Here is a 12,186-nt window from a genome sequence, read left to right as displayed (position 1 = left end):
CAATGATCGAAGGCTCAGAAAGGTCCCTTGAAGGCCTGCTGATAGGCCAGGCGCGCACGCTCGGGATCGGGCTCCCACCCCCCACCACCCCCGGCCAGGGCGTGGGCCGCCTTGGCGATGCTGATGGGGTTGGGATAGAACAGCGCCTCCAGCGCCGGCGTCGTCGGACAGGTGGTGGGCGCAAAACCCAGGCGCTTGATGGATAACGGGCCGGAACCGCCCAGCCATTCGGCCACCTGAGCCGCGATCTCCGCCCCCGCCCCGGCCGACACCCAGGCATTGTCGACCACCAGCAGCCGGCGCGTACGCGCCACCGACGCCACGATGGTCTCCATATCCAGCGGCACCAGGGTCACCGGATCAATCAGATCGACCGACATGCCGACATCGGCCAGCAGGCTGGCGGCACGCAGACATTCCACCGCCATGTTGGAAATGCCGACGATGGTGATGTCATCCCCGCGCGTCATATGCCGGGCCCGGCCGAACTCCACGGCGAACGGCTCTTCCGGAACGGGCGCCTCCGTCGGGTACAGCAAACGGTGTTCCATGAAGATGACGGGATTGTCGTCGCGGATGGCGGCGATCATGCAGCCCTTGGCGTCATAGGCGTTGGATGGTGCCACCACCTTCAGGCCGGGCACATGCACGAACATGGCGTGCAGCCCCTGCGAATGCTGTGCCCCCTGGCCCCAGGATTTGCCGATCATGGACCGGACCACCATGGGCACCTTGACCGACCCGCCATACATGTAATGGGCCTTGGCCGCCATGTTGACCAGCTGGTTCATGCACAGCATCAAGAAATCCATGCGGATATGCACATGGATGGGCCGCATGCCCGCCATGGCCGCACCGATGGCCACCCCGGTCATGGCATCTTCGGACAAGGGGGTGGTGAAACAGCGCTCCGGCCCGAATTCGGCCAGCAGCCCGGCGGTCGACCCCTGGATGGACTTGTGGTCATCCACATCCAGGCCGAAACAGAACACATCCGGATCACGGCGCATTTCCTGCGCCACGGCCTCGCGCAGCGCATCGACATAGCGGAGGGAGCGCACGGCGCTATCAGGCGAAGACATGGGCGTGCAGCTCCTCTGCCGCGGGGAACGGGCTCTGTTCGGCAAAGGCGACAGCCGCCTCGATCTCGGCTTCGATCTCGGTCTCGATACGGGCGCGATCGGCGGCGGGCAGCAGGCCGGCCAGGCGGCCCACCTGATCCTTGCGCTCCCACGCCTCCAACTCGGCGCGATGGCGATAACCCTGGGCGTAATCTTCGGCCGGCCCCACATGCTCGCGCCAGCGATAGGTGTGACATTCCAGGAAAGCCGGACCGCCCCCTTCACGCATGGCGGCGACCAGACCGGCGGCGGCGTCGCGGATCTCGAAAATATCGCCCGACATGATGCGCCGGGCGGGAATGCCGAAGGTCGCCACCCGTTCCGTCAGCTGGTCGGCCGCCCAGCGGCGATGCAGCGGTTCATGGATGGCCAGAAAATTATTCTCGCAGATGAACAGGATGGGCAGCTTGTGCAGGGCGGCGAAATTCAGCGTCTCGTAGACGCAGCCTTCCTCGCTGGCCCCGTCGCCATAGAAGGCGGCGACCACCTGCCCGCGGCCGCGCCGCTTCAAGGCCAGGGAATAACCGGCGGCCACGGGGACATTGCTGCCCACCACCGCCGAACAGCCCAGGATGCCGTGATCCATGCCCACCAGATGCATGGAACCGCCCTTGCCCCGGGCACAGCCGTCGACCTTGCCGAACATCTCTGCCAGCATGGCGCCGGGATCGCCGCCCTTGGCCAGATATGTCGCATGACCGCGATAGGTGCCGGAGACGATATCATCTTCGCGCAGCACGTCGCAGATGCCGACGGCAATGGCCTCCTGCCCGATGGACAGGTGGACGGGGCTCTTGATCTTGTCGGTGGGATAGATTTCCGCCACCCGTTCCTCCATCCGGCGGACCAGATAGAGCGACCGGTAAAGCCGGCCGATCAGGTGCAGATCGGGAGCTGAGCTGTTGGCCATGCGCGACGCCTGTTTCCCCTGAGATTGATGGCGGAAGATCCCTCTTCCGCGCCCTTATAGCAGTCCCACCGGGCAACGCCAGCGGGGCGCGCGACCTAGGGCCCCGCGCGCAGCAATGGCAAGGCCCGGAACAGGCCGATGGCCGTTCCTGAATCCTCGATCTCCGACCCGATCAGCATGCGCTCAACCTCTTCGGGCGTGAACAGGCTCAGCCGGCCCAGCCCCAGTTCGCCCTCGTCGCGGGCGCCGAAGGGGTGGCAATCGCGGGCCAGGAACAGGGCCCCGCGCACCGCCATCACCGCCGCTTCGGGCAGAAAGGTGCCCAAAGGGTAAAGGTCGGAAGGCGCGCAGACATGCCCCGTCTCCTCTCCCAGCTCACGCAAGGCGGCCTGGACCGGGGTCTCGCCATCATCAATGAAGCCCTTGACGATTTCCCAGCAGGAGCCGCCGACGGGATGGCGGCTGTTGCGCAGCAGACCGATACGGCCATTGATAACCGGCACCACGGCCGCCCCGGTCAGCAGGTCAGGTCGGGGATTGGCCGGGGAAAGGACCATGAATTCCGGCACGCGGCGACCCGCGGCATCGGTGATATCATCCAGATGGATGGTCCATTTGCCGTTGCCGCCCAAGGTGCGACGCCCATGCCGTGTGATGGTCATGGCGTCGCCCATCACACAGCCGCCGGAACGGCGGGCGTCGCGGCCCCCGCCGCCGGTTGACGCAGCAGGATGTGACTGCCCTGCTGGGCGATGCCGAAGGTCAGGCTGGTCAGCCCCTCCAGCCGCCGCACCAGATCCTGCCGCCGCTCCGGCGGCACGAAGAACAGCAGGAATCCGCCATTGCCGGCTCCCAGCAGCTTGCCGCCAACGGCGCCGGCGGCGCGGGCTTCGGCATAAATGGCATCAATCTCGGGGTTGGACACACGGTCGGCCAGACCGCGCTTCAACATCCAGCTTTCATGCAACAGCTCGCCCAGCCGATGGACGGGCTCGCCTTCATTGGCCAGCAGGGCCGCGGCCGGATCGATCAGCGCGGCCATGCGATGCAGTTCGGCCTCCCGCCGGTCCAGATTCTCGATCTGGTCCTTGGCGACTTCCGACGCGATGCGGGTCTGACCCGTGAACACCATCAACGTCGACGCCAGCAATTCCTCCCGCCGCGTGGCCGACAGGGTGATGGGGGTAACCCGGAACTGTCCGTCGGGCATGAAGCGGATATGGTTCATGCCCCCATAGGCGGCCCAGACCTGGTCCTGGCAGCCGACATTCTCTGCGATCACCTGCTGTTCGATACGGATGGCTTCCGTCGCCAGATCATGCGGGGTAACCGACTGGCCCCGCATGGCGGCCAGGGCATGCAGCAGGCCCACCGTGAAGGATGAACTGGACCCCAGCCCGGACCGGGCGGGCAGATCACCCTCATGGCGCAGTTCCAGCCCGGGAGGCACCCCCAACTCGGCATAGACGGCCCGCACGGCCGGATGCTGGATGTCGGCGATCCGGGGCACCTGCTCCTCCCGCGCATAGATCACGCGGTAAATGTCCTTCTCCGCCCCCGCCAGACGCGTCAGGGTGATATGGCAATATTTGTCGATGGCCATGCCAAGCACGGCCCCGCCGTGCCGGGCGATCCAGGCGGGATAGTCCGTGCCGCCGCCGAAAAGCGAGACGCGGTAGGGCGTACGGCTGGTCATCATTACGAACTGGCTCACGGATCCCCGAGAATTTCTGCCGCAGTGGCAGGTTTGACCCGCACCCATTTCCGGGCCGGCGCCCCTTGCGAAGGGTCGCTAAATTGTCCTGCTATAATTGTGATAAGCAAGACTTTTATCAATGTATGATAATCCCTCGGCCGGGTTGTGCGCCCTTATCCCGACATTTGTTGAGCACGGATATGAAGAAACCCCCATGTCCCTGATCTGCGCCTGACACCGGGCCATCGGCCGCTACAGCGACAGACGCTTGAACACCCGCTCCGGAATGGCCCGGATGATTGCCATGATCAGTGACCAGACCGGCCGGACGTAGATCTGGTCACGGTTTCTGCGCCATGCCTTGTAGATGGCCTCACCCACCTCGGCCGGCTGGGCCGTCAGCGGCGCTGGCGTGCGCATCCCCTCGATCATCCGCGTCCGGACAAAGCCGGGCTTCACGGTCAGGACGTGAACGCCATGGCGGGCCAGGCGATTGCGCAGGCCCGACAGGAAGGCGGTGAAGCCGGCCTTGGCAGACCCGTAGACATAATTGCTGGCCCGTCCGCGCTCCCCCGCCACCGACGACACACCGATCAATGTTCCCCGCCCCCGCGCCTGGAACCGGTTGGCCAGCAGCCCCAGGATCAGGGCCGGCCCTTCATAGTTGCTGCGCATGATCAGGCTGGCATGATCGGCGTCCGCCTCGGCCCGCACCTGACCCCCCAACAGACCGACGACGCAGACGGCAACGTCCGGCAACCAGGGCAGGCCGTCCACAAAGGCCGCATGCCCGCCGGTGTCCAGCACATCGAAGGCATGGGCCGTGACCGATACGCCATGGCGGATGGAAATATCCGCGACGTCCCGCTCCAGCCGCTGCGGGTCGCGTGCCGCCAGGGCGATGGCGAATCCGTGGGCGGCAAAGACCCGCGCGACGGCAATCCCCATATCGGAAGTCGCCCCCAGCAGGAGCAGGCGTTGCGGTTCATCCATCATAGGCCCAGCCGTTCGGAAAGAAGGGAATGGAAGCGGGTGTCGGCGCCGATCCGGTGTCGGATGGCGTTGAAACGGTCCAGCCGCTGTCCATAGGAGCGGCGCAGCAGGTCGGCATCCATGCGCGCGTCCTTGGCCAGGTAAAGCCGCCCACCATGGTCGGCGACGATGGCATCCAGTTCGCGCAGCAGCGGCAGGGTGGCCGGGCGCATGGGGAAATCCAAGGCCAGGGTGTAGCCTTCCATGGGAAAGGACAGCAGCCCATCGCCTTGTGCGCCCAGCAGCTTCAGCACCGCCAGGAAGGACCCGATCCCCGCCCGCGCGATAGCGGTCAACAGGGCCCGCAATCCCTGCTGACTGCCATCGCGGGGCAGCACACATTGATATTGGGTGAAGCCGTCCCGGCCATAGATACGGTTCCAGGCCAGAATGCGATCCAGCGGATAGAAATAACTGTCCCAATCGACCAGCGTCGAACCCGGCCGGCCATGGCCATAATAGAAGGCGTTGAAGGCGCGCACCGACAACCCGTTCAGCGCCAGCCCCGGCAGGTAGAACGGTATCGTCAGCGGGCGGCGTGCCGGCGCGCGCAGCGGTTCAGCCCGCCGGGCCGCATCCAGTTCATCCAGCTGCGCATGTTCGCCCCGATAGACAAGACTGCGCCCAAGCTGCGCCCCGCCCGCCAGGCCATCGATCCAGGCAACGGCATAGGTGCTGGCCTGCGCCGCCTCCAATGCCGCCATGGCCGCCATCAGGTCCGGACAGCGCACGGTCTCCTGCCGGATCCAGGCCGTTTCGATCCGGCGCAGCCGGAAGCTGACGGTGGCGATGACCCCCGTCAGCCCCATGCCCCCGCAGGTCGCCTGGAAAAGGTCCGCATTCTGCGTCGGGGTGCAGGTGACGATCATACCGTCGGGCAGGATCAGATCCAGGGCTTCCACATGACGGCAGAAGGATCCGTCGATATGATGGTTCTTCCCATGCACATCGGCCGCCACCATGCCGCCAAGCGTGACCAGTTTCGTTCCTGGCGTGACCGGCGGAAAAAATCCCTGCGGCAGGAACCGGTCCAGAATGTCTGACAGCATGACGCCGGCTTCGGCCTTCAGCCATCCTGTCGCCGGATCGAAGGCCAGGATCCGGTCGTGCCGTTCCATCAGCAAGGTCGCACGGGCGTTCAGGGCGGCGTCGCCATAGGCCCGGCCGTTGCCACGCGCGATCAGGGACGGCTCCGCCGCCACCCGCCCCGGCAGGGCGGCGCCGTCAGCCTGGATCATCCGGCAGTCAACGCGGGGATAATTGCCCCATCCGGCCAGCGTCGTCGTCACCCCCTTGGTCATGCCAGCATGCTCCAGCCGACCGCGACCATCGCCAGCATCAGGATCAGCAGGCTGACCCGGTCCTTCAGGGCAAAAACGATGGGATCGTCATGCATGCGGCCGCGATGGGCGATCAGCAGCGCTCGGCTGATCCAGTACAGCAGCAGTACGCAGATGCTCCACAGCCCTTCCGGCCGCCGGTACAGCACCGTCACCGCCTCGCTGTTGACATAGAGCGCCAGCACGACCACGGCGGCATAGCCGGCAGCACCGGCCAGCGCGATCAGCAGGGGCATGTCGTCCAGCAGATAGCCGCGCCCCAGCGGCGCCGGCTTGCCGGCATCGAAGCGCGAACGCAGTTCCGTGTAGCGCTTGACCAGGGCCAGCGACATGAACAGGAACAGACAGAAGGCCAGGATCCAGGGCGAAAGGGGCAATGTCAGCGCCACCGCCCCGGCCATGACGCGGATGGTGTAAAGCCCAGCCAGCGCCAGCACATCAACGATGACCAGCTGCTTCAGGTACAGCGAATAGGCACAGGTGAGCAGAAAATAGACCAGAACGATGCCCAGAAACGCGGGCGACACCAGCGACGCCGCCGCGACACCCCCCAGCAACAGCAACGGCGCCATCACCGCCCCATGCCGGACGGGCATGTTGCCGCTGGCAAGCGGCCGCAGGCGCTTGCGCAGATGATCCCGGTCATTGTCCAGGTCGATCAGGTCGTTCAGCACATAGACCGACGACGCCACCAGACTGAAGGCCAGAACGGCCAGCGCGATCAGCGCCAGATTGACGGGGTCGAAGGCATGGGCCGCGATCAGGGGCAGGAACAGCAGGCTGTTCTTGGCCCATTGATGCGGGCGCAGCGCACGCCCATAGTCGCGCCAGCCGCCGGGCCGTCGATCCAGCACGGTGAGATCGGGCACCTGTGCCCGCAACCGGCTCTCCACCCGGGCATTGCGCGCCACCAGCAAGGCGCGCCGCGCCCGGCGCCAGACCGGAATATCGATATGGCTGTCGCCAATGTAATCAAACCCGCCCGGCCCGAACCGCGCGCACAGGTCTTCGGCCTTGCGTGTGCCGGTCAGGTTGATCTGCCCGTCGGATGCCAGCACCCCGGCAAACAGGCCCAGATGGTCTGCCACCGCCTGGGCGAAGGCACGGTCCGACCCGGTGGCCAGATAGACAGGCCGGCCCCGCGCCTGTTCGGCACGGATGAAGTCCAGCACGGTTTCGTTGTAGGGCAGCCGGTCCGGCGTCAGGGGCACACGCATGGCCACTGCTGCCTTGAACGCGGCCTTCCCCCGCCGGAGCCGGACAAGCGCCGCCGCCGCGGCCCCGGGCCGCAGGGCACACAGCCGGATCAACGCCTCGTGCAGCAGGTCGGTGCGGATCAGCGTGTCATCCAGATCGACCACCAGGGGCACAGGCGGCACGGCACCGTCATCCGGCCGGTCAAAATCCTGACTATTCACCGACTGCCGCATGACCTGATCCGCTGAAACCCCGTGGCGGGGACGGGCGGAATTATAGGGGGCCGCCCGCCGCCCCGGCCACAACTTTCTATAGAGGCAGCGGGATGGTGGCGGTGCGCCGATGCCGCGGGTCGAAATGATTGCTGGCCCCCGGGGCCCGCCTCGGGCAATCATTCCCGCCTGTCATCCTTGTCCCTGTTGGAGCCCCTCTTTCATGATCGACCAGAACGGCAAGCCCGTCACCAAGCCGGCGCTGAAGGAATATCTCGCCACCTATAATGCCGGGGTGCGAGGATCGAAGGACTTTGGCGGTCTGCCCCGCGCCCTGATCACCATCTGCGACGGGCTGGCCCTGGGCAAGACCACCTATGTCAAATGCGTCGAGGGCCAGGTGCAGCTGTCGCGCCGCAAGGATGGCAGCGTCGCCGGCAACGGTCTGTAACCCCATGCGCGTGGCCCTGTTCCAGCCGGATGCAGCCCCCTGCCCCGCCCTGGACCGGGTGGCGGAACAACTGCGCGCCGCGGGCTGGCCCCTGTTCCAATGCCGCCTGTCGCGGGAGGTGGAGGCGGCCGCCCCCGATCTGGTGATCAGCGCGGACACGCAAAGCGGCAAGCGCACGGCCCATCCCTGGCTCTGCTGCTTTACCGACGACCCGGAGCCGCTGCGCAGCGACCGGCGTCGGCTGGAATGCCTGCTTTCCCATGACGGGTTCCTGACCGGGACGGAGGTACAGGCGCGCTTCGTCCGCGATACGCTGTTTCCCACGGACCGCACGGCACAGATCCTGTCCCTGGGGGGGCCGTGGGGGGAGGCGGACCTGCCGGCCCGGCTGGTGGCCCTGGCGGCCGACATCCATGCCGCGGCGGGCTTCGGGCCGCGCCATGACGGACCCAGCGTCGATTACATCATCCGCGTCGGGGGCCGCGACATCGGCTTCGTGCGCCGCAGCCTGGCCAGCCTTGCGGCGCAGACCGCGTCCGGCATTGGCGCCATCCTGGTCCGCTATGCCCCCGTAAAGGGCCTGGAGGCAGAGATGGAGCACTGGCGGCCGCATCTGCGCCGGCTGACGCTGGTGGACCTGCCCCCTGTCCCCGCCCCGCGCAGCACGGCGCTGTGGGCCGGGCTGGCGGCGGTGGAGGCAGAGCTGTTCGGCGTACTGGACGATGACGACGCCCTGCACCCCAATCATGTGGCCAGTCTGGCCCAACTGGCCTGGGGCGGGCAGGTAGCGGCGGCCGGGTCGGTACGGGTATGGGACGATGCCGACGGGCCGGTACCGCCGTCCGTCACGGGTGACAAGGCTGAACACCGGCGGTTTCACGGCCTGCCGGTGGCGGACAGGGGCCGGTTCCTGGCCGACCGCATGACCATCCATTCCAACGCCTTTCTGGCCGCATCCAGCCTGTTGCCCGCAATCGGACCCGATCCGGAGCTGGATTTTGCCGAGGATACCTATCTGATCCGCCGGCTGTTGCTGAGGGGCCCTTTACGCGCATCCCTGCGGGTCAGTTGCGATTTTCACTGGCGCGACGGGCAGGCCGACAATACCGCCTTTCGCCAGGAGGGGCGGGAAGAGTCCGCCCGTCGCCTGGCCGACCGCGAGCGGCTGGACCCCATCCTCACCGCACTGCGCCAGGGCCCCGGAACCGGGATGGGGGAGGACGGCCCCCCCGCCTGGGGGCAGGAGGCCGACGTCGCCGCCCTGCCCCGCCTGGCCCGCCCCGCCGATTTCTGGGCCCTGCCCACGGGGCGGCCGCTTTTTGTCTATGGTGCCGGCTTTGGCGGGCGGGTGGTCCTGGGCGAATTGGCCAAGATGGCGCATCTGCCCGTGACGGCCGTGCTGGACAGCACGCATCGCGGCACGGCCTTCGGCCACCCGCAGCGCCTTCCCACGGACCTCAGCGAGGCGGAACGGGCCAACGGCGTGTTCATCATCGCCAGCGAGTACCGGGCAGAGATGACCCGTACCTTGATCGACCTGGGTGCCCGCACGCTGTTCGACGCCAATCCCTTTATCCGCACCTATGTGGACCTGCGGCGGGGCTGAGCAGCATTGACATGCGGACTTGTGCGCCCTGACCAGCCGTTGCCCCAGCTCCCCGCAGCCGGTCAGCCCGTGATGGCCTTGCGGAAGTTGCGTATGCGCACATAGGTTCTGGCGGAGACGTGGTCACGCAGCCAATCGTCAAAGGTGTGAAACGCCATCTTCAGCAAGGCAAACGCCCAGACGGGCACCGGATTGGCGCCCAGCCGCACATTGGCCAGCGCATTTTCCACATAGCCCGTGATGTTGTGCCGGGTGGAGTTGCCGCCGATGCGGAAATCATACCCGATCGCCGGGTCATAAGCGCCCTCGCAGCCGCCGCGATGGACCCGGAACAGCCACTCATAATCCGGGGATACCTTATAGGCCGGATCATAGAGGCCAATCTTTTCATAAACCTGGGCCATGGCGGACAGGCTGGGGAAGTTCATCACCGGCCCTCGATAGGACATCTTGCGCCGATAGTCCGGGTCGCCCGGCAGCCTGAACAGGAACTCCCCATCCTTGTGGAAATTCATGTCGCCGAACACAAAATCGGCGCCTGTCCGGGCGAACGCGGCGACCGACTTTTCCACGAAATCATCGGGCAGCCAGTCATCGGCATAGACAAAGCCGATATAGCGGCCTGTTGCCTTCAATATGGCCTTGTTGGCGCCATCAATTGCGCCTTTGTCGGGTTCCGAGCACCAGAAACTGAAGAGATGTTCATACCGACGCAGGATATCGACCGTCCCGTCCGTCGATGCAGCGTCGACGACGATATATTCGATGGCCGGATAGGTCTGCCGGGCGACACTCTCCAGCGTCTTTTCCAAGGTGCCGGCCGCATTGCGCATCATGGTGATCAGGCTGTACACGGGCATGTCCGGCGCCGGTGGGGGCCGCTTGCCGGGCCTGAATCCAAAATGTTCACTCATGCTGCTGAACTCCGACAGGTGACGGGGCCGCGGGGCCGTTCGGCGGGGATGACCAGGGGGCCATGTCTAGACGGTGCAACCTTACCGTACAAGTGCCCAGCACGAGCAGTTCCGACAGGATATTGGCCAGGGCCGCGCCATGCGCCGCCTGTTCGCTTCCCAGCATGGAACAGAAGGCCAGGCGCAGAAGGCCCGCGGCAAGGTAGGCGTTGCGCAATGTCGCCTCCTGCCCGATGGGGATCATCCATTGCACCCCAAGGACACTGTTCAACACCGACAAGGGCACGAACAGGCACAGCAGACGCAGGATGTCAGCCGCGCCCACCGCCTCAGGCCCCAGAAAGTAGCGGCTGACCAGATCGGCCGTCAGGAACAGCCCCAGCGCGATGATGACGGAGACGCCGCCAACCCGCACCAGTGCCCAGCGCCAAAGCCGCGCCCCTTCTTCCCGGCTGTCGCGCATCAGACTGGTCATGCGGGGAAACAGGGCGGTGCGGAACGGCCCCAGCAGGCCCGTCAGGGCACGCGCCAGCTTATCGGCCCCCACGAACAGGCCGACGGCAGCAGGGCTGGTCACGGTGCCCAGCACAATGGGCATCAGCATGTCAAAAATATTGCCGCCCAGATGAAGCTGAAATATCCGAAAGCCATCCTTCAGCACCGGCCATGGGTGCCTGATATGGCGGGCCGTGAACCCGGTCTCGCGCCGAACCCAGATGATGCCGATGATCAGCACGGCTAGCCAGGCCAGCGCCTGGGACATGAAATAGATCCAGGCATCGCCGGGACCGCGGATCAGCAGCACCATGCCGCCCAGGGCCGCCAGCCGTGCCACGATCGTCACCATGGCAATACGGCTGGGCCGTTCGGCGCCCAGAAAGAACCAGAGCGGATCCTGGGCCTGCAGGATGGCGGCCAGCAGGGCCCAGGCCGGCAGGATGCGGTCCGCCTCGACATGCGGCAGCAGCAGGGTCGCGGCATAGAGTGGCCCGGCCAGCACCAGCGCGATCAGCAGCTTGGCGGCGGTCACCGCCCCGAAAAGCCGGGCCAGGGCCGGCCGATCATCCTGGCGGCGGGCCGCCGCCTGGGTGGCGGTGATGTGGAAACCATATTCAAGCGGGATCAGGGCCAGCTGTGCGAAACTCATCAGCAGCGCCAGCCGTCCCCAGCCATCCAGCCCCAGCACCCGCAGCAGAAACGGGATCGTCAGCAGCGGAATGACATATTGCATGGCCTGCACGCCGAACAGGGCCGGCAGCGACTTCAGGACCTTGGCACCATTGCTCATGACCATTCCAGACAGTGCGGACGACCCGATCGGACGATTATGCGACATCCAGTGACCGGTCGCTTATCACAATTTTGGCGGGAATGCGCGGTGCGCCCTTGCACGGCTGCCCGCACGGATCGCACAGCCGATTGGCCGATTTGGGCTTCCCGGTGTGGGCAAGTGGCAGCCGCATGACCAGATCGGAGACAGTCAGCCGAGGACAGTCGCCTTGCGCGCGCCACGCTGAACGACCCACAGCGCGGCTACGTCGGCCGATGGCCTTCTTGGCAGTCAATCCTACATTGAAAATGTCAGATACCATGACATTCTGCCCACCAACCTGATCGCCGGGCGTCGGGCATTGTCCGATAATACGTAATCCTCTGCTTTTTTCACTTTTAGGTGATCGGGCGATCTGCATAATGGTGGGGATTTTT

11 protein-coding genes are annotated in these 12,186 nt (G+C 65.9%); 2 read left to right on the top strand and 9 right to left on the bottom strand.

Translation table 11 applies throughout. From position 1 onward, the window contains the following. Positions 1-14 precede the first annotated feature (14 nt). The 7 genes from ACODTW_RS20105 to ACODTW_RS20075 all read right to left on the bottom strand — a co-directional run bounded on the left by ACODTW_RS20105 (position 15) and on the right by ACODTW_RS20075 (position 7,529). Positions 15-1,082 carry an alpha-ketoacid dehydrogenase subunit beta gene (locus ACODTW_RS20105; protein WP_488947858.1) on the bottom strand — a complete coding sequence of 356 codons (1,068 nt, stop codon included), beginning with the start codon at positions 1,080-1,082 and terminating at the stop codon, positions 15-17. After that, positions 1,069-2,031: a thiamine pyrophosphate-dependent dehydrogenase E1 component subunit alpha gene (locus ACODTW_RS20100; RefSeq protein ID WP_488947857.1), complete on the bottom strand. Its 963-nt coding sequence runs from the start codon at positions 2,029-2,031 to the stop codon at positions 1,069-1,071. The genes ACODTW_RS20105 and ACODTW_RS20100 overlap by 14 nt, the downstream gene beginning before the upstream one ends. A 95-nt stretch (positions 2,032-2,126) precedes the next feature. Beyond that, a complete protein-coding gene (locus ACODTW_RS20095; protein WP_488947856.1) occupies positions 2,127-2,693 on the bottom strand; it encodes an NUDIX hydrolase in 567 nt (188 codons plus the stop codon). A gap of 11 nt (positions 2,694-2,704) precedes the next feature. Next, positions 2,705-3,745 carry a GHMP family kinase ATP-binding protein gene (locus tag ACODTW_RS20090; protein WP_488947855.1) on the bottom strand — a complete coding sequence of 347 codons (1,041 nt, stop codon included), beginning with the start codon at positions 3,743-3,745 and terminating at the stop codon, positions 2,705-2,707. Positions 3,746-3,979: 234 nt separating this feature from the next. After that, positions 3,980-4,723 carry an SDR family oxidoreductase gene (locus ACODTW_RS20085; protein WP_488947854.1) on the bottom strand — a complete coding sequence of 248 codons (744 nt, stop codon included), beginning with the start codon at positions 4,721-4,723 and terminating at the stop codon, positions 3,980-3,982. Further along, complete coding sequence (locus ACODTW_RS20080) at positions 4,720-6,060, bottom strand: FAD-binding oxidoreductase (protein ID WP_488947853.1); 1,341 nt, start codon at positions 6,058-6,060, stop codon at positions 4,720-4,722. Before ACODTW_RS20080 ends, ACODTW_RS20085 begins: the two co-directional genes overlap by 4 nt. After that, positions 6,057-7,529: a UbiA family prenyltransferase gene (locus tag ACODTW_RS20075; protein ID WP_488947852.1), complete on the bottom strand. Its 1,473-nt coding sequence runs from the start codon at positions 7,527-7,529 to the stop codon at positions 6,057-6,059. Before ACODTW_RS20075 ends, ACODTW_RS20080 begins: the two co-directional genes overlap by 4 nt. Positions 7,530-7,731: 202 nt before the next feature. Between ACODTW_RS20075 and ACODTW_RS20070 the strand changes: the two genes are divergently transcribed. Next, the gene (locus ACODTW_RS20070; RefSeq protein ID WP_488947851.1) at positions 7,732-7,959 is read left to right on the top strand and encodes a hypothetical protein; all 228 of its coding nucleotides are present in this window, start codon (positions 7,732-7,734) and stop codon (positions 7,957-7,959) included. Between the two features lie 4 nt (positions 7,960-7,963). Continuing rightward, positions 7,964-9,565 carry a hypothetical protein gene (locus ACODTW_RS20065; protein WP_488947850.1) on the top strand — a complete coding sequence of 534 codons (1,602 nt, stop codon included), beginning with the start codon at positions 7,964-7,966 and terminating at the stop codon, positions 9,563-9,565. A gap of 62 nt (positions 9,566-9,627) precedes the next feature. Here ACODTW_RS20065 and ACODTW_RS20060 read toward each other — a convergent pair whose 3' ends face one another. Both ACODTW_RS20060 and ACODTW_RS20055 read right to left on the bottom strand, forming a co-directional pair. Beyond that, positions 9,628-10,479, bottom strand: a complete 852-nt coding sequence (locus ACODTW_RS20060) for a glycosyltransferase family 2 protein (protein ID WP_488947849.1) — start codon at positions 10,477-10,479, stop codon at positions 9,628-9,630. Further along, a complete protein-coding gene (locus ACODTW_RS20055) occupies positions 10,472-11,767 on the bottom strand; it encodes an oligosaccharide flippase family protein (protein WP_488947848.1) in 1,296 nt (431 codons plus the stop codon). Before ACODTW_RS20055 ends, ACODTW_RS20060 begins: the two co-directional genes overlap by 8 nt. Between the last annotated feature and the right edge of the window lie 419 nt (positions 11,768-12,186).

It is taken from the genome of Niveispirillum sp. FG148 (assembly GCF_057809655.1).
Note: the sequence above shows the minus strand (reverse complement) of the source record. Positions and strands in the feature narration are given on the sequence as shown.